Origin of the sequence: Caballeronia temeraria (assembly GCF_001544795.2) — a bacterium.
GTDB lineage: Bacteria > Pseudomonadota > Gammaproteobacteria > Burkholderiales > Burkholderiaceae > Caballeronia > Caballeronia temeraria.
On record NZ_FCOI02000060.1, the window covers coordinates 1 to 17,357 of the forward strand.

Genomic DNA, 17,357 nt, shown 5'->3' on the forward strand with positions numbered 1-17,357 from the left:
CCCAGCTGTCCACGTGGACAGGTAGCATCAGAGAATCACTCGTCCATTGCTAGGGCGTCCCTGAAGGACCGCATACACTTGAGCAACACGCTTATCTGTAAGACCGGGCGTTGCGTGATAGACACGCTTGCAGGTCGCCAAACCTGCTTCCGACATCACCATGCGATGGACTATGACACACGCCGATCTCCCCGCATCAGCAATTTCAAAGATTGCGTCATAAATTGTCGATACGCTCTGCGAAACAGTCATGCCGAGGCCGAACGCAGAGATGTGGGTCATTTTGTGGGTCGCCAAAACAAAAATCCCGTAAGTCATTGACTATACGGGATTTTCTGGTGTGTCTTGGCGGAGAGAGGGTCCGCCATTAACTCTTTGTTTATAAGGCTTCGTGCGCCTTATACTCTTATACCCGCCTACCAACCCGCCTACAGACTGAGTGTGTTTATGCAGTTGCGGTCAGGCTACCGATAGCGCTGGCCTTGAGCGTAGCTTGAAAGACGGGTGCACCAATGGCCGCTAGCATCGTCGCGCGCCTGCCCTAGCCGGAGCCTTAATGAATTCGGAAGGCCTGGAAACGACTCAACCTGGTCAGACAGCTTCCTCCCAACCAGCCATTTAGTGGAATCGATGTCCAGCCAACCGGAACGCTGGTAAACGGCCGGTAGTGAACTCACCCGATCGGCCAAAAGCGGTCCTCGAAGAATCCTTAGAAGCTGACATCCATAGGGCTGGAATATCGTTCAGAGCGGCCGTTCGCGCCGCTGGTGCGACCACGGCTGCACCGTTGTCGAAGGTCTTCAAAAGCTTGGTGGTAGAAAGACCAGATCATCTTGTGGATTAGCATGTCGCATCCTGGGCAAAACCACACGCGGGAAGGATCTTGAACTTAGGTGCAGACGAAATCTCACGGTTTTCGAAGTTTGCCAGTCAGAAATCTGTTGGCAAGTGAGCCAGCACCACGTCCGGCCGCTAAACGCGTAGTTGGTCCATCGGCCCGAGTCCAAGCGCATGAATCTGACTCTGGGAGCGAAAAATGGATGTCTTCCGTCGCTGCAGGAGTTGCAAAGGACGATTCAAAGTACGGCCGCAATCCCCCAATCAGCGGTACTGCTCCAGTCACGAACGTCAGCTCACGCGGCGAAGGCTCTGGCAGAAAGAGCGCCTGCGGTCTGACAGCGACTATCGGGAGAATCAGCTGCGGGCTAGTGCAGACTGGCGAGCGCGCAATCCCGATTATTGGAAGTCTTATCGGCAGAAAAATCCGTTATATGTCGTTCGCAACCGTGAGAAACAGAAGAAGCGCACATCAGATCGTGCCGGCGCAAAGATGGACGTGTGGGCGCTCGACTCCGACTTACGATCGGGCACCTACATATTGACGGCCGTCTCCAACTCGTTGCGTTCAAAGATGAACGCGTGGATCGTTCAACTCACAGTGCTGAAGGCCACGGAGGGACCTCTTGCGGATAGATTGTAAATAGATGACTCGTGCCGGCTAACGTTACGCGCTGTTACTCTGAGTCCGACGCGAGGCGCTCGGGTCCGTAGGGCGTCAATTAACAGTTCGCTCGGACGAACTCTACGGCACACATGAAGCGGGTCATCGGACTGGTGGCAAGAATGGCAGGCGATTCTAAACCAACGGTGTTTGAAGGCGGCCCCCACACAAGAGCTGCCGAGTATGTTCGCATGTCGACCGAACACCAGCAGTATTCGACAGAGAACCAGCGATCGAAGATTCGAGACTACGCAAATCAGCATCGTCTCAAGATCGTTGCGACCTATGCAGACGAGGGCAAGAGCGGTCTTAGGTTAGACGGGCGCGCAGCACTGCAGCGACTGATCTATGACGTGGAAACACGCGCTGCCGACTTCCAAGTGATACTCGTATACGACGTCAGCCGCTGGGGACGCTTTCAAGATGCAGATGAGAGTGCCTATTACGAGTATGTGTGCAGACGCGCTGGCATCAATGTTGTTTACTGTGCCGAACAATTCGAGAACGACGGATCTCCTGTATCGACCATCGTCAAAGGTGTCAAGAGGGCCATGGCCGGAGAGTACAGTCGGGAGTTGTCAACGAAAGTGTTCGCCGGTCAATGTCGATTGATCGAGCTCGGCTTTCGACAAGGAGGGCCGGCCGGCTTCGGCCTAAGAAGAGTTCTCCTCGACCAAGGTGGACTGGTCAAGTCGGAACTTGCACGCGGCGAACGTAAGAGCTTGCAGACCGACCGTGTCGTCTTGATGCCAGGCCCTGAAAGCGAGACTGGAATCGTTCGCTTGATCTATCAGTGGTTCATCGAGGAATCTCTGTCCGAAGCCCATATCGCGGCGAGATTGAACTCGATGAATGTCCGGACCGATCTCGATCGTGTGTGGAGCAGGGCCACGGTACACGAGGTCCTCACCAATGAAAAGTATATCGGCAACAATATCTACAACAGGGTTTCATTTAAACTCAAAAAGCTTAGGGTGGCCAATCCGCCCGAAATGTGGATCAGGAAAGACGGGGCGTTTAAGCCGGTGTTGTCACCAGACATATTCTACGTAGCTCAAGGAATCATGCGAGCCCGTGCGCATCGGTACTCTAGCGACGAATTGTTGGAGCGTCTAAGGGAACTCTATCAATCACGCGGCTTTCTTTCTGGAATAGTGATTGATGAAACCGAAGGAATGCCGTCTTCTTCTGTCTACTCTTACCGTTTTGGCAGTCTAGTTAGAGCGTATCAAGCGGTAGGGTTCACGCCGGACCGAGACTATCAATACGTTGAGATAAACCGACTTCTTCGCAAACTGCATCCGGAGATAGTAAATGAAACGGAGCGATTGATCGCCGAGATTGGCGGCGAGACTGTACGGGATCCTGCCACCGATGTGCTGTACATCAATCGAGAATTCACCGTTTCGATTGTCTTGGCGCGTTGTCAGCACATAGGCTTGGCGAAACGTAGATGGAAAGTTCGATTCGATGCAAGCTTGCTTCCCGACATAACGGTTGCCGTAAGAATGAAAGACGGGAACGAAACACCACACGACTATTATCTACTGCCGCGGGTTGACTTTGGACAACGCGACATCCAACTAACCGAACGAAACTCCGTGGAGCTCGAAACGTATCGCTTCGATACACTCGATTATCTTTATCGCATGGCTGAACGTGCGCGCCTACGGAGAGTAGCATGAATACATGCGTGCATCCACTCGAAATTCGGGCAATCCCGATCGACCGGATCGAGATAATCAATCACCGTGAGCGTAACAGTCGGATATTCGAAGAAATCGTCGGGAACATTCAGGCAATTGGACTCAAGAAGCCGATCGTTGTTACGTCACGGATTGCATCAGACGGCACTGAGCGCTTCATTCTCATTTGTGGGGAGGGACGCCTGACCGCGTTCACCTCGTTGGGAGAGCGCGAGATTCCTGCTCTAGTGGTCGATGTCGACGATGAGGACGCGCTTATCATGAGTCTTGCGGAAAACATCGCGCGTCGCCAATACCGTCCACTTGAACTTCTTTTCGGTATCCGACAATTGGCTGAAAGAGGATATGCAGCGAAAGCGATCTCCGAAAAAACGGGTTTAACTGCATCCTACATCCAGGGAATCTTGACATTGCTCAAGTACGGCGAGGAGCGGCTGCTCATATCGGTGGAGAGTGGCGCGATTCCGCTGAATGCTGCGCTGTCGATCGTCCGTGCGGGCGACGATGATAACGCTGTCCAAAGTGCGCTTCAGGAAGCATACGAGAACGGGCAGCTTCGCGGAAGGCAACTAGTCCGAGCTCGTCATGTGATTGAGAAGCGGCAATTACTCGGTAGGTCCATTGTTCATAAACCCCCAGGAAAAAGATCGTCGCTGACGGCGAGTGGACTAGTCAGAACGTATCAAAACGAGGCAAAACGCCAGAAGGCGCTCGTGAGAAAGGCAGACTTCACGCAGCAGCGACTGCTTTTCATTGTCGGAGCGCTGCGTCAACTATTCGCGGAAGAGAATTTTGTGAATCTGTTGCGCGCTGAAGCAATCAGTTCTTTACCCAAATACTTGGCAGACCGAGTGTGGCCCGGGAGTGCAGCATGAGCCGAATTCAACTGGGTTTCATTCCGGAGCCGATAAGTGCTCCGTTAGAATCGGTCTTACCTTCGAGACAGCCAAGTGCTGGACTTGCAAATTCAAGGAAGTTCAAGCAGATTGTCTCATCAATCCAAGAGGTCGGCCTCATTGAGCCGCTGTCAGTCATGCCCGAGGACAAGAACCTCGGTGGCTTCGTTCTTTTAGACGGGCATCTGCGACTTATAGCGTTGCGAACGCTTGGTATTTCCCATGCGGCGTGTTTGGTATCAACCGATGACGAAGGTTACACCTATAACAATCGGGTGAATCGGCTATCTGCCCTACAAGAACATTACATGATTAGACGAGCGATGGAGAGAGGTGCGTCGCCCGAGCGCTTAGCTAAGGCACTTGGCGTCAATCTGTCTCATATTATCAGCAAGGCGACCTTGTTGGACGGAATCTGTCCTGAGGCGATCGACCTTCTCAAAGACCAACAATTTTCTCCAAGCCTCTCCCGCGTGATTCGGAGAATGAAGCCAACGCGACAGGTGGAGTGCATTGAGCTCATGCTAGCTGCAAACAATATTACTGCTGCCTATGCAGAAGCTCTGCTGGCCGCGACTCCGACCGATCGGCTGGTCGAAGGGAAGCGACGTCCTCGCCGCGTTATGGCGAGCGAGGAGCAAATCGCGAAGATGGAGCGCGAAATGAGCAATCTGCAAAGCAGGTATAAGCTCGCAGAACAGAGTTTCGGGCAGGACGTATTGAACCTGGTGCTGGCTCGCGGTTACCTGGCAAAACTGCTCGAGAATGAAGGAATAATGCGGTATCTGTTAACTCATCATCCAGACTTGGTCAAGGAATTCGAGCTGATCCTAGAGTCGGTATCGCTTGAGCAAGCGTAAACGTGCGTGGCCCGCGAATGGGCCGGTCATTGTTCTTTATGCGTGCCCTTATCATTACTATTGCGGTCGGATCGCGTCACGACAGCGTGCCCACAACTCACCCACGTCGGCGCTCGTTAAATCCAACGCAAGTGTTTCAGTGAAAACATTTTCGACTTGGAGGCAGCGTCGCCGTTGTTTGACGTGTTGTCTGCAGAGTTTCAATGCGAGTTGGCCGAGCTGAATGCGGGTCAGCCAGTCAAAGGATGTTGTCGATCGTGCCTGCCACAGGCGCGTAGATTCGACTAAGTGGGGAAGTGACCATGTTTGCGTCAGTCCGTACGACACTAGCGTTGCACAAACTAGGTAGCAGACGCAGTGGACCCGGGTGTCGTCGGTGTCAAATTGAACGTTGAATTCGCGCATGACCATCGCACAGGAACTGGCATTGAGGTACGGCGCGCCAGCCATCAGACGGCCGGCTGGCTTCGCCGCTTTAGCAGAGAGGTTACGGCATTCTGCAAAGTCGATCTACGTTCGAGTTTGAAATGCAGCGTTTCGCGGACGACGACGCGCGCACCAAGGGAAGACTCAGCAGTTGCGAGGTTCAGGAAATCGTCGATCGGAATTTTGGGGCGAATGCGGATTGCCACGTCAGCGTCGAGAAACGTGCCGAATTTTCGCGCGCAAAGCGCTCGCATACGAACGCGAACCTTGTCGCGGGCCGCCCCAAAGTTTCTGATCGCTTCGGACGCGTTGCTGGCTAACAAAGTTCGACGTGGGCGGATCTCGCATTGAAGCACCGATGCATCGGGTCTTCGAACGTCCGCTCCGCTGACAATGCCGGCCAACAAGGCGTCCGATTGGCGAACGGCGGCAACGGGTCGGGGTGAGCCCATCCGAGCCACGAACTCGTCGCCGCAAAGCGGCCACCCGGACTTGGCTGCCGGATAACGGCCGGTCGTCAACGCGAACTCCCGACCCTCAGCAGCCATAGGCGCTGACGCTGCTAAGGCGGCCCTTTCCAAAATATAGCGGTCATTGCGCTCCTTTAGGCGGCCGGCAAGACCCCCTCGGCCTTGCCCGCTTGCGCGACCATTGTCCACCAGTGGTTATCTCAAGCTTTGCTGACACCGGACCCGAGCGTCGGTTGTGCGCCCTTTGTCAGCGCGGCAAGTGGACCGAATGCAGTCAGGCTTACTAGAAAGCGAGCCCACCCGAGACTTCAATTGCCGAGCCGTTCACGAAACTCGCGTCATCGGACGCAGGAAATGCGTAGAATTCGGCATCGAGCAGGGAGAGTTCCGCGAGCTGGACGCGAAGGTCGCGGCGTTCTCGATCATCGGCATGTGCAACTGGAGCGCATGGTGGTTTTCGCCCACTGGCCCGCGCTCTCTCGAACAGGTCTCGGAGCAGATTGGCGACATGGCCTTGCACTCGTTGCAAACGGAAAACGAAAGGCAGTTGCGAGAGCCGAGCGCCTCCAAAGTGATTCGATTCCTGCGCGACGATATCGACATACTGGAACGGCGTCGCACGTCGGGCGGCGGCTTTTCGGAGCCTCGCTGACTGTTCGACGGGAAACGATTCCTCGGCGCACCCCGGTCCGAGTGCCACCCACTCGGCGGGCCAGCGCACTACTGACAGAACTCATGGATATAAACCGCCTGGACCTCAATCTGCTCAAGATCTTCGACTCGGTCTACCGTCTGCGGAACTTGTCGGAAGTCGCACGCGAAGTCCATCTCAGTCAACCCGCGGTGAGCCACGCGCTCGGACGCCTGCGCGAAGCGATCGGCGACAGGCTGTTCATTAGAACATCGACGGGCCTCGAACCGACGGCTCGTTGCGAGCGCCTCGCGGAACCCATCCGCACCGCGCTCGCCACCATTCAGGATTCTCTGCTGGACTCCATCGAGTTCCAGCCTGACGAATGCGCCCGGGAATTTCGTCTGCTGCTTTCGGACGTGGGCGAGATTCTGTTCATTCCACGTCTGCTCAGTCGCCTCAACGAGATCGCGCCCAAGGTGAAGCTCGCGATCTTCCAGGCGCCGCGTGCAAGCTATGAACAGATGCTGGTGGGGCGCGAAGTGGATCTGGTCGTGGGTCATTTGAACATGACCCGGCAAACCATCCGGCATACCGATGTGTTTCGTGATCAATGCGTGGTCGTGACACGCAAGCGGGATAATGCGGCCGGCGACAAAACGCTCACGCTCGAGGACTTTCAGTCGGGATCGCATGTCGCCATCAGGCAACTGGACGACCCGGTCGAGTCCGCGTTCGAGGACCTCAACATCCGGCGAACGGTGGTCATGCGCATGCCGAACTATTTCGCCCTGCCGAGCGTGATCGCGCAGTCCGATCTGCTCGCCACGGTGCCATCGCGTGTCGCCGGTCACTTTCAGCGCAGCATGTCGCTCGACGTCTACGACGTTCCCTTCCCCTGCCCGTTCTTCGACGTGCGCATGTACTGGCACACACGCTTCGATTCCGATCCGGCTCACGCGTGGCTGCGCGAGACGTTTCTTTCCTTGTTCAAGTCGTACGAACAGTCCGTCGCGGTACTCACCGAGCATTGAACAGACGCGTTGATCGGGAGGCTTCGGGCGCGGCCGCGAAGCCTGCACGATGGAGCCTATCGTCAGGTCAGAGACCGCCTCGCACGTCCATCAGACAGCCCGTGACATAGGACGCAGCGGGCGACGCCAGCCATATCACCGCCTCGGCGACCTCATTCGCGGTGCCCATGCGCCCCATCGGAATCGTGTTCGCGAAGCGCTCGAGCGCATCCGGCGTACGCTGCAGGTGCAACTCGGTGCCGATGACGCCCGGCCGAACCGCATTGACGCGAATGCCTTCGCCCGCCAGTTCTTTCGACAGGCCGATAGTCATCGTGTCCAGCGCGCCCTTGGTGGCCGCGTAATGCACCCACGCATCGGGCGCACCCAGCACCGACGCCCCGGAAGACATGTTGATGACGACGCCGCCCGTGCCGCCTCGCGCGGTCGACATGCGCCGGACCGCCTCACGCGTCGCGATGAACGCGCCGAGCACGTTGACGCCGAATACCCGTGCGAGATCCTCGCTGCGGAGATCGGCCAGTCGGGACATGCCGCCCGTGACGCCCGCATTGTTCACAAGCACGCCGATGCGGCCAAGTTCGTCGATCTTCCGGAACGCGCCGAGTGTCGCCTGCTCGTCGCCGATGTCCGCCCGGATCGCCCACGCCTTGCCGCCTTGCGAGTCGATTGCCTCAACGACGCATTGAGCCGCTTCGGCGTTGTCGCGGTACAGGATCACCACAGGATGCGTCTTCGCGGCGTGACGAGCGATCGCGGCGCCAATGCCGCGGCTGCCGCCGGTAATCACGAAGAGATCGTTATCGTTCATCTGACTTCCTTGTCATGTTTCACGCGCGCTTTCATCGCGTCGTCTAGTAGGCGCCGTCGCTCTCGGGCCAGAGCGAGCTCGCGTCACCGAAGCTATGCGCGAGCTCCCTTGACGCGCGCACGAGCAGGCTCGTGTCGACGCCGACCGCAACGAACTGGGCGCCCGCCGCCAGATACTCCTGCGCGAGCTTGCGATCCGTCACCAGCACGCCGGCCGCCTTTCCCGCGCGCCTCACGATCGCTATTCCCTCGATGATCGCCTGGCGCACGTCGGCGTGATTGGCCTGCCCGCGAAGTCCCATGTCCGCCGAGAGATCGGACGGTCCGAAAAACACGCCGTCGACGCCATCGGTGGACGCGATCTCCATCAGATTGCGCATGGCCTGACGCGTCTCGGCCTGCACCAGCAACGCCACCTCGTCATTGGCCCGGTTCAGGTAGTCGTCGACCTGATTCCAGCGCGACGCCCTCGCCAGCGCGGCACCGAGACCGCGTACGCCTTCCGGCGGGTAGCGCGTCGCCTGCACCATGAGACGCGCCTCCTCCGCGGTGTTGATCATCGGGATGAGAAGCGTCTGTGCGCCGATGTCGAGGTATTGCTTGACGAGCGACACCTCCGCGCGCACCGGACGAACGATCGCGTGGGAAGGATAGGGCTCGATTGCGCGCAGTTGGTCCAGCGTCGTCCGTACGTCGTTGGGCGCGTGCTCGTTGTCGAGCAAGAGCCAGTCGAAGCCGGTCCCGGCGAGCAGCTCGGCCGCATTGGCATCGGCGAGCCCCACCCACAGCCCGATCTGCCGCTCGCCCGCCTGCAGCGCCCGTCTGAATCGATTCTTCAGAATCTGCACGGCGCGTCCTTAGTTGAACCGGAAGGAGATCGCGCCGAGCGGGCCGTAATCGGCATGGAAGCTGTCGCCGAGGGCGCCGAAGCAAGGGCGCGTGAAGGAACCCGCCAGCACGATGTCCCCTGCCTCGATTTGCTCGTCGTAGGGCGCGATCTTGTTCGCGAGCCACGCCGCCCCGTTGGCCGGATGATTCAGCACGCCCGCCGCCAGCCCGGTTTCCTCGATCACGCCGTTCTTGTACAGCATTGCGCCGATCCAGCGAAGATCGATCTCCAGCGGGTTCATCGGACGCCCGCCGAGCACGATGCCGGCGTTCGCCGCGAAGTCGCTGATGGTGTCGCAGACCCGGCGCATCGCGCCCGTTTCGCTGTCGCGCTGTTCGATTCGCGCGTCGATGATCTCGAGCGCCGGCACGACGTAGCTCGCCGCGGAGAGTACGTCGAACAGCGTGACACCCGGGCCCTTCAGCGGACGGTTCATCACGAAAGCCAGCTCCACTTCGACACGCGGCGCGATGAAGCGGTCGAACGGTATATCGGCCCCGCCCTCGAAGAACATGTCGTCCATCAAGGGCGCGAAATCGGGTTCGGTGATCTGGCTTGCCTGCTGCATCGCGCGTGACGTAAGACCGATCTTCCGCCCCCTGATCTTGCGGCCGTCCGCGATTTCGAGCGCGACCCAGGCGCGCTGGATCGCATATCCGTCATCGACGGTCATCTGCGGATAATGCCTGCTGAAGTGCGGCAACTGCACGCGCGTCCTGCGCGCCTCGTACAACTGGCGGGCCAGCTGCACCACGGTGTCTTGCGGAAGCATGGATCGACCTTCTATAGGTATCGGAAAGGAGACATTGCACCGCTGCATGGCGGACAAGCCGGCAGCGGAAGGACGTCGCGACGAATCAGCCCGCCATGCGCGGGCCGACATACCCGGTCTGCCCCGCCTCCGAGCCGAGATTCAGAATGGGACCGTCCATGCGCTCCTGCCAGATCAGCGATTCCATACCGATGTGCAGCGGATGATCCTGAATCGTGAGGACGAACGTCGCCTCGTCGTCGTAGTAGTGAGCGTGCTCCGACCACGACGGTCCCGAGAGCAGCAGATCGCCCGCTCTCCATGGAATCTCGACACCATCCACGATGCTTCGTCCATGCCCCGTGAAGTGATAGTTGATCGCCACCGAACTGTGCTTGTGGCCGCGGCCAACCTTGCGCACCGGCTTACCCACCGGATGCGAGAAGACGGTCGCGAAGAACGAGTGCGTCGTGCCGTTGCGCCGTTCCGTGGCCGGGTTATAGAGCAGAATGATGTTGCGCTTCGCGTCCCCGTCCTTCATCGTCAGCATGTCGGCGACGGCTTCCCACGGCCAGACGAGCGGCCGGTTGCGTACCACTTCGATATCCGTCAGAAACTCGTATCCGCGCAAGCGCGCGCCTGAGTCCGAGATCTGCCGGTCCGGCGCATTGTTGCGGTTATAGCTGTGGTCGAGTCCGGTGGACGAGGTCTCGATGTTGCGCTCGACAACGGAGTCGGCGTAATTGATCCAGTGCACGGCCAACTTGCGCAGCAGCGGCGCGTTGGAATACGTGAGGCGAACCCAGACCTCGTCGCCGGTGTTCTTGTGCGAATACGCCTGCATCGAGGGGATCGTGAGCGTGCCCCATTTGCTCAACTGCTGTTCCTCTGCGCCCACCCTGACGCTGCCCGAGCCGCGAATGCAGAACTCAATCTGATTGGAGTTGCGCATCAACGCACGCGTCTCTTCACCGGGGTTGAGCACGCTGATCGTGACGTCGATGCCCGGCGCGAAGCCCATCGACCCATCCGTGCACGACGGATGAACGATTAACGTCGCGCGCCGGCCGTCCTCCGGCAACGGCATCTCGCTCAGGCGGCAAATTTCCCGCTCGATCTCTTCGCGCGGCACCAGCAGCGGTTGCCAGGGTGTAATCGGAAACGGCGCCGCGGCGCGGCCGTCCAGCATCTTGAATGTGGGTTCGCTCATTGCTTTCTCCGAAAAAACCAAAACTTGTCCTGGTGTAAGAGCCGGTCAGTTACGTGACCAGCGAATCGGCGCTGGACCGCTGAGGGGCAGACGCATCTCGGGGCCGTGCCCCGTCACGGCGCGCTCATAGGCGAGCTTGGCGACGGCCAGGTCCGAGATGCCCATGCCCATGGCCTTGAAGAGCGTGATGTCGCCGGTGCCCCTCTTCTCCAGACCGCGCCGGATGACGTCGGGCAAGGTCTGCACTTGTTTCCAGCCTTCATCCGCCGGCCCGAAGAAATCCATGAACTCGCGCGATGCCTTCTGCGTGTTCACGAGGTTGTCGACCACGATCGCGCCAGCGCGCTCGAACACGTCGGGGAAGAACTCCGCGTTGTGCGGCAGGATCGCGCCCACCGCGTTCAGGTGAGCGTTGGGCGCGAGCAGTCGCGCGTCGAAGAACGGCTGCGTCGCCCGCGTGACCAGCGTCACGATTTCGGCGGCGTCTACGGCTTCTTCGAGCGACGCCGCCTCGACCACCTGCGTGGAGCCGAGACTGGCCGCAACCCTCTCGAAGAACGCGTGACGCTTTTCCGGCGTCGGACTCCAGATGCGCAACCGCGCGAGCGGCCGTACCGCGTTGACAGCGAAAATCTGCGCGAGCGCCTGACGTCCGCTGCCGATGATCGCCATGTCGCTTGCATGCCTAGCGGCCATCCAGCGCGTGCCGACCGCGGTCATCGCGGACGTCCGGATCTGACCGAGTGTGTTCGCTTCGAGCATGGCGAGCAGTCGTCCGTTTTCGGTGCTGAACAACGAGAACACCGCTTTCGCGCCGTTGGCGGTATGAACCCAGGTCTTGAAACCGCACACGCCCTCGCGCAGCGACGCCGAGCCGAGCGCGTGCATGGAACCGCCATTGCCGATATCGCCGATCGCCTTGGGCACGTTGAACGCCGTGTCGTCGGCGATTTCGCCCAGGCTGTTCTCCAGGGCGTCGATGGCGTCGTCGAGCGGCACCAGCTTCGACACATCGGATTCCGTGATCCAGATTGCCTCTTGCGTCATTAGTTATCCTATCGAATGTGATTGGAATATGGAGCGAAATTTCCTGACCGGCCAGGCAAAATCAGACGAACGGAAGGTGACGTTCGCTCGATTTGCTCGCGATCAGCCAGCGCTGGCCGTCGAAGGTCAGCGTGTCGACGCATCGACGCACCGCGGAAGGCGTCATCGGCGACGCACTGGCCGCGTCGGTGCGCTGCGCTTCGAATGCCATCAGGAAGAAGCGCACTTCGGCGTGGTTGGCGTCGGCAAGGGAAACCAGCGGATTGCATACCGCATGGAAGGTTCGCCGGCTGTCCGGACGCGCGGCGAGCGCCTCGCCGATGCTCTCCCGGCCACGCAGTTCGTCGCCGTTGCGATACCACACGCCATCCGGCGCGAACAGCGACAGCGCCTTTTCGTGCGTTCGTTCGTCGAGGCAGCGGAAGAACTCGAAGACGGTTGCCGTGCAGGCCATCGACGCTGCAAGATTCGCTTCATTCGACATGTCTCCTCCGTTCGTTGGCCACCGTGTTCGCAAGCGTGCCGATGCCCGACACGTCGACCTCGAAGACATCGCCTTCCCGCAGATAGCGAGGCGGCTTCCGGGTCATGCCTACGCCTTCGGGCGTGCCGGTGCCGATGACGTCGCCGGCATTCAGCGTCGTAAAAGAGCTGAGGTAGGCAATGAGCTGCGGCACGCTGAAGATCAGATCGTCGGTGCCGGAACGCTGCACTTCTTGGCCGTTGAGTCGGCCGATCAGCACCAGCCTGCCGGGGTCGGGTATCTCGTCGGCGGTGACGATCCACGGTCCGAGCGCGCCCGAGTGTTCGAAGTTCTTGCCGGGCGTAGCCTGCGTGTTGTGCTGCTGAAAATCGCGCACCGAGTTTTCCGCCATGCATGTGTATCCGGCGACGTAGTCGAGTGCGTCATCGACGCTTACATGCCGCGCCGGTTTGCCGATGACGACCGCCAGTTCTGCTTCGTAGTCGAAGCAATCGGAATTGAAAGGACGAACGACCGGCGCGTCATGTCCGACGAGCGAATCCGCAAACCGAACGAAGATCGAAGGATGCTCGGGAAAGGTACGCTTCATTTCCAGCAGATGTGCACGGTAGTTCAAGCCCGCGCAAATGATCTTCGCGTCGCTCTGCACCGGCGACAGAAGGCTCACGGCGGAGAGCGGCACGCGCCCGCCATCGGCGCCCTGAGCGCGAGCCAGCGCCTGCTCGAATGTGTCGGCGCCGTCGATAGATGTGATCCAGGCGTCATCGAGAACACCCCATCGCTGGTGTGCTGCCTGTTCGAAACGAACAATCTTCATCTCGCCCTTTCCTTTAAAAAATTCATTTGCGTGTCAATACGTGCGTCGCGACAATCAACGCGGATATCGATAAGGCCCGATCAAGGTGATCGCGATTGCGCTCGCAACGCACGCGGCCGCTGCGAACATCATCACCGGCGTATAGCTTTGCAAGCGGTCAAACGCAACGCCGAAGAGAATTGGCCCGCCCAGCGTGCCAAGACAAAACAGCGAGATCATCACGCCGTACACGGAGCCGAACGAACCGAGGCCAAAGTATCGCTTCACGAGAAAAGGCATCAAATCGCCCTCCGCGCCCACGAGCATGCCGGTCAGTGCAGCGCCTGTCGCCAGCAACGCGTACGGCGGATTGTGCGAGGAGATCGCGAGGATGAGCGCGCCGACTGCGCCCAGCAGGAACGCGCCACACGCCACGACGCGCGCTGAAACCATGTCCAGCAACACGCCCGCGCCGAATCTGCCGATGGTGAGTCCGATCGCCGAGAACGCGGCGCCGGCCACGGCTTTCTCCGCCGACAGGCCCTTGTCGGTCAGCAAGGCCGGAATGTGCACGATACTTCCCAGCCCGACCGCGGCAACGATGGCAATGCTGATGCTGATGACCCAGAAGCGAGGCTCCGCCAGCGACTCGCGCAACGGCTTCGACGGGCCGTGCTTGCCGGCGCGTGAAGCAGCCGGAATCGGGCGCGTCACCTGGCTGTCGACTCGCAGGAGCAGCAGCGCTACGATACCCATCACCGCGGCGACCACGCCCAGGACGGCATAGGCCTGCTCCCACCCGTAGCGGGTCATGGCCCAGCGCGCGACCCAAGGCGCGGACGCTGCGCCCACGCCGGCGCCGATCGATGCGACCCCGAACGCGAATCCGGTTCTGCGCTCGAAGGAGCGTGCCAGGATCGGAAGGTAGCCGACCGGCGAAGTCGCGACGCCGAGCAATCCGATCACGAAGGTCTTGAATCCGAGCAGCGTCGGGGTCGAAGGACCAAGCTGGATCGACAGGAAGCTGGCCACGATCAGCGCGAGCGACACGGCGATCACGCGATACGCGCCGTAGCGGTCCATCAGCTTGCCGGCGATCGGCGCGCCCACGGCGAGTCCCAGCGACGCCATGGCGAGGCACGTGGACGCGACCGCCCGGCCGGAGCCGAGCGAGGACGCGATTGGCAGCAGAAAGACGCCCGTCGTGCCGGCAAACAGAGAGGTATAGCCGCCCGCCAGCCCGAGCGAGGCGGCGAGCAGCAGAATCACGCTGCGCATAACGGAGTGCCGGGTCTCCTTCGAGGCGCCGGAAAGCGGCTCCGAAATTGCCGTGTGCGAGCCTTCCATCGTGTGTCTCCTGATTTGATTTCGATTTTCTAATGAGTGAAATCTAGCGGATCAGCGCGCGCGTCGACACTGAAACGTATGCATTCGCCAACTGCACGCGCTGAATGAGCGTCTGATATGCCTGCCAGTTTCGCGGCTAAAAGCGATGCGCGATGTCGGCCCGCACAGCCGTCTGCGCATGCGTCGCGGAAGGAGTCAGACCGGAAATCGACGCAACTGCGGCGTTGCCTGTCGAGTCGATGCCGCTGGCGCGCTGATAGACGGCGGTGGTGTAGATCGTGGTGCGTTTCGACAACGCGTAACTGGCACCGAAACCGAACTGCCGGTACCACGCGCCGTCATGCCCGCCCACCGGGGCAGAACGCGTAAGACTTGCCATCACGCCGGCAAGGAGAGCCGGCGCGAACTGATAGCGCGCGTTCAGTTCGATCGTGTTGATCGCGGCGGTGCCGCTGTAGCCCAGCGGATTCGGGCCGGAGGTGGCCACATCGCCGAGTCCCGTGTAGCGGACATTCGTGTAGATCAACGCGGCAGTCGCGGCCTGCCACGTGACGGACGCGCCCGCGCCGAACAGATCAAAGGCGTTGGCCGACGCATAGCCTGCGTAGAGCGGATTGCTCTCGGGCGTCGTCGCGCTGCCGAGCGAGCCGAGATTGTTCGCGGCAACGCCGCCACCGTTCGGATTCGCGCCATAGAACGCGACATTCGGATTGCGAACGGAAAGGTAGGCAGTGCCCAAGCGCATAGCTCCGCCGTCGTACGCGGCGCCCAGCGACCACGCCGAGTTGCGCGCGTTCGAGCCTGCCGCTCCGCCGACGCTGTACAGTGCTTCCGCGCTCAATCCGCCGATCTTCGGCATCGTGTACTTGATGCTGTTGTTCAGGCGGCGCGTGCTCAACAGGTTATCGACGTCGCCCGGATGAGTGGCCGCGTAGCCGCCGAACTGCCATGCGGCGGAGAACGGCGCGACGATGTCGAGATGCGGATCGTATTGACGTCCGAGCGTGAGGCGGCCCGCCCCCGACTCGATACCCACGAAAGCCTGCCGGCCGAACTCGCTGCCGCCTTGCGCAAACGCGCCGTTGTTCAGCGTGAAGCCGCTTTCCAGCGTGAAGATCGCCCGCAGGCCCGCAGCCAGCTCCTCGGTGCCCCTGATGCCCCACCGACTTCCGCTCAGGCCGAACGCGCCGTCGGTCATCGCGAGCTGATTGCCGCCGCCGACGGGGCGGCCGTTGACCACGGCTTTTTGCGAACCGACGGCATAACTGATGCCGACATCCAGAAGACCATAGAGCGTGACGCTGGATTGCGCGTGTGCCGGAAGCGCGAGTGCGCCAGGGATCAGTGCCGTCAGCACATACCGTTTCATCCAATCTCCTCCGAATCGTTTTATAGATTTTTCGCTCGTACAAGCGCATCCCTCCATGCGTTTGCGCGCGGCATCGATGAGCGGCGGCAATCGCGAACGCACGTCGCAAATCTATCGAATGACGGAATCATTCGACACTGAAACCTGCGCATGAGAGACATGCACGAGCCGAATGACGGTGTATTGGATGAACGCGAGGAGCGGTGTTTCAGGCACGACTCACGAGGTCGAGAGGATCAAAGATGGCATGCGTGACGCGTGGCTAGATCAGATCGGTGCTGTCGCCTGCTAGCAATAGCCGTCGGGCTCCGATCGCCCACCTTTAAGCTCTACGCGGTTACTGCCTCCCGCCCGCTGTCGTTCGCGATAAGTTGTAGTCAAACCCTGCTTCTAGGGACGGCCACCGAGTCATTTTGAACTGAAGCGGTCGGTCGAGTGGCCGCACTGCGGATCATTCGAGCGGCAGAAACTGGCCGACTCTGGAAATTCCAGGAGGTCGCTATACAGCGATCCGGAGCCGCTTCCTCGTTGCAGGCCGCAGAGGCTTACTTATCCACAGCTTACGTGGATAACCGTGTAGATAACGCCCCGACCCGGGCGATATGTTCTTGAAAGGAAACGTCAAAACGCATAGTGATGCGCCCCGCCTCACGATGGCGTTATGTCGACCATCTGGCCACTCGATGACGCTTTGGAGGGTCCGGGTAAAGTTGAGCCGATACAACATTATCCGGATGCCACGCCCCTCCCGGGCGGCTTCCTTGCCCGCTCCCGAGATGCCGATTCGCGGGCGAGCCCGCTCTGGGCCTCATCGCCGAATATAGTGATAGCGCCCGTCGACCGGAAGTGCCGCGGTTGAGTTGCAGGGTGACGGCCTCGTCTGTCGTGATCCAAGCAGAGCTCCTGTGAAAAGGCATGCGGGCGCAGCAATTACACGCGAGCGCTCTAGAAGTTAGCGCTCGAAATACAACTGGACTCATCGATTCGCGCGCCCACGCGATTCCCGTTTCTTAACGATTGACCGTCGTCTGGGATGAAGGAACACCAATTTATCTGAACTGTAATCTAGTAACAGTTACACGCGATGGGGCTTTCTTCGCCTATATTTCGTGGCAGTCGTGTCGTTCAGG

At 59.9% G+C, this 17,357-nt stretch carries 15 protein-coding genes; 5 read left to right on the forward strand and 10 right to left on the reverse strand.

Translation table 11 applies throughout. From position 1 onward, the window contains the following. Positions 1–1,623 precede the first annotated feature (1,623 nt). From AWB76_RS37440 to AWB76_RS37450, 3 genes are read left to right on the forward strand one after another with little or no spacing between them, the layout of a single operon-like run. Complete coding sequence (locus AWB76_RS37440; RefSeq protein ID WP_061165135.1) at positions 1,624–3,186, forward strand: recombinase family protein; 1,563 nt, start codon at positions 1,624–1,626, stop codon at positions 3,184–3,186. After that, a complete protein-coding gene (locus AWB76_RS37445; RefSeq protein WP_061165123.1) occupies positions 3,183–4,082 on the forward strand; it encodes a plasmid partitioning protein RepB C-terminal domain-containing protein in 900 nt (299 codons plus the stop codon). The genes AWB76_RS37440 and AWB76_RS37445 overlap by 4 nt, the downstream gene beginning before the upstream one ends. After that, a complete protein-coding gene (locus tag AWB76_RS37450) occupies positions 4,079–4,963 on the forward strand; it encodes a plasmid partitioning protein RepB C-terminal domain-containing protein (protein ID WP_061165134.1) in 885 nt (294 codons plus the stop codon). The genes AWB76_RS37445 and AWB76_RS37450 overlap by 4 nt, the downstream gene beginning before the upstream one ends. Before the next feature lie 449 nt (positions 4,964–5,412). Here AWB76_RS37450 and AWB76_RS41390 read toward each other — a convergent pair whose 3' ends face one another. Then, positions 5,413–5,910, reverse strand: coding sequence for a hypothetical protein (locus tag AWB76_RS41390; RefSeq protein ID WP_157696323.1), 498 nt, complete (start codon positions 5,908–5,910; stop codon positions 5,413–5,415). A gap of 217 nt (positions 5,911–6,127) precedes the next feature. Between AWB76_RS41390 and AWB76_RS37460 the strand changes: the two genes are divergently transcribed. Both AWB76_RS37460 and AWB76_RS37465 read left to right on the forward strand, forming a co-directional pair. Further along, positions 6,128–6,511, forward strand: a complete 384-nt coding sequence (locus tag AWB76_RS37460; RefSeq protein WP_167357810.1) for a TetR-type transcription factor C-terminal domain-containing protein — start codon at positions 6,128–6,130, stop codon at positions 6,509–6,511. An 83-nt stretch (positions 6,512–6,594) separates the two neighbouring features. Continuing rightward, a complete protein-coding gene (locus AWB76_RS37465) occupies positions 6,595–7,524 on the forward strand; it encodes a LysR family transcriptional regulator (RefSeq protein WP_061165125.1) in 930 nt (309 codons plus the stop codon). Between the two features lie 67 nt (positions 7,525–7,591). Here AWB76_RS37465 and AWB76_RS37470 read toward each other — a convergent pair whose 3' ends face one another. The 9 genes from AWB76_RS37470 to AWB76_RS37510 form a co-directional block, all read right to left on the reverse strand. Next, positions 7,592–8,335 carry an SDR family oxidoreductase gene (locus tag AWB76_RS37470; protein WP_061165126.1) on the reverse strand — a complete coding sequence of 248 codons (744 nt, stop codon included), beginning with the start codon at positions 8,333–8,335 and terminating at the stop codon, positions 7,592–7,594. Between the two features lie 43 nt (positions 8,336–8,378). Then, positions 8,379–9,182 carry a 4-hydroxy-2-oxoheptanedioate aldolase gene (gene hpaI / locus AWB76_RS37475; RefSeq protein WP_061165127.1) on the reverse strand — a complete coding sequence of 268 codons (804 nt, stop codon included), beginning with the start codon at positions 9,180–9,182 and terminating at the stop codon, positions 8,379–8,381. A gap of 9 nt (positions 9,183–9,191) precedes the next feature. Continuing rightward, on the reverse strand, positions 9,192–9,995 hold the full coding sequence (gene hpaH, locus AWB76_RS37480; RefSeq protein ID WP_061165128.1) for a 2-oxo-hept-4-ene-1,7-dioate hydratase: 804 nt from the start codon (positions 9,993–9,995) through the stop codon (positions 9,192–9,194). Positions 9,996–10,080: 85 nt separating this feature from the next. Next, positions 10,081–11,184, reverse strand: a complete 1,104-nt coding sequence (locus AWB76_RS37485; RefSeq protein ID WP_063936447.1) for a cupin domain-containing protein — start codon at positions 11,182–11,184, stop codon at positions 10,081–10,083. A gap of 45 nt (positions 11,185–11,229) precedes the next feature. Continuing rightward, positions 11,230–12,231, reverse strand: a complete 1,002-nt coding sequence (locus tag AWB76_RS37490) for an ornithine cyclodeaminase family protein (RefSeq protein ID WP_061165129.1) — start codon at positions 12,229–12,231, stop codon at positions 11,230–11,232. A gap of 61 nt (positions 12,232–12,292) precedes the next feature. Then, positions 12,293–12,715 carry a nuclear transport factor 2 family protein gene (locus AWB76_RS37495; protein WP_061165130.1) on the reverse strand — a complete coding sequence of 141 codons (423 nt, stop codon included), beginning with the start codon at positions 12,713–12,715 and terminating at the stop codon, positions 12,293–12,295. Then, positions 12,705–13,532, reverse strand: coding sequence for a fumarylacetoacetate hydrolase family protein (locus tag AWB76_RS37500; protein ID WP_061165131.1), 828 nt, complete (start codon positions 13,530–13,532; stop codon positions 12,705–12,707). The genes AWB76_RS37495 and AWB76_RS37500 overlap by 11 nt, the downstream gene beginning before the upstream one ends. Positions 13,533–13,586: 54 nt before the next feature. Further along, positions 13,587–14,858 carry an MFS transporter gene (locus AWB76_RS37505; protein WP_061165132.1) on the reverse strand — a complete coding sequence of 424 codons (1,272 nt, stop codon included), beginning with the start codon at positions 14,856–14,858 and terminating at the stop codon, positions 13,587–13,589. Positions 14,859–14,994: 136 nt separating this feature from the next. After that, a complete protein-coding gene (locus AWB76_RS37510; RefSeq protein WP_061165133.1) occupies positions 14,995–16,227 on the reverse strand; it encodes a porin in 1,233 nt (410 codons plus the stop codon). Between the last annotated feature and the right edge of the window lie 1,130 nt (positions 16,228–17,357).

Bases quoted from the DNA above. Each gene is read 5' to 3' on its own strand.
- AWB76_RS37450 (WP_061165134.1), top strand. From the start codon at position 4,079: ATGAGCCGAATTCAACTGGGTTTCATTCCGGAGCCGATAAGTGCTCCG.
- AWB76_RS37440 (WP_061165135.1), top strand. From the start codon at position 1,624: ATGGCAGGCGATTCTAAACCAACGGTGTTTGAAGGCGGCCCCCACACA.
- AWB76_RS37485 (WP_063936447.1), bottom strand. From the start codon at position 11,184: ATGAGCGAACCCACATTCAAGATGCTGGACGGCCGCGCCGCGGCGCCG.
- AWB76_RS37465 (WP_061165125.1), top strand. From the start codon at position 6,595: ATGGATATAAACCGCCTGGACCTCAATCTGCTCAAGATCTTCGACTCG.
- AWB76_RS37505 (WP_061165132.1), bottom strand. From the start codon at position 14,858: ATGGAAGGCTCGCACACGGCAATTTCGGAGCCGCTTTCCGGCGCCTCG.
- AWB76_RS37490 (WP_061165129.1), bottom strand. From the start codon at position 12,231: ATGACGCAAGAGGCAATCTGGATCACGGAATCCGATGTGTCGAAGCTG.
- AWB76_RS37460 (WP_167357810.1), top strand. From the start codon at position 6,128: ATGCAGTCAGGCTTACTAGAAAGCGAGCCCACCCGAGACTTCAATTGC.
- AWB76_RS37510 (WP_061165133.1), bottom strand. From the start codon at position 16,227: ATGAAACGGTATGTGCTGACGGCACTGATCCCTGGCGCACTCGCGCTT.
- AWB76_RS37495 (WP_061165130.1), bottom strand. From the start codon at position 12,715: ATGTCGAATGAAGCGAATCTTGCAGCGTCGATGGCCTGCACGGCAACC.
- hpaH (WP_061165128.1), bottom strand. From the start codon at position 9,995: ATGCTTCCGCAAGACACCGTGGTGCAGCTGGCCCGCCAGTTGTACGAG.
- AWB76_RS37500 (WP_061165131.1), bottom strand. From the start codon at position 13,532: ATGAAGATTGTTCGTTTCGAACAGGCAGCACACCAGCGATGGGGTGTT.
- AWB76_RS37445 (WP_061165123.1), top strand. From the start codon at position 3,183: ATGAATACATGCGTGCATCCACTCGAAATTCGGGCAATCCCGATCGAC.
- AWB76_RS37470 (WP_061165126.1), bottom strand. From the start codon at position 8,335: ATGAACGATAACGATCTCTTCGTGATTACCGGCGGCAGCCGCGGCATT.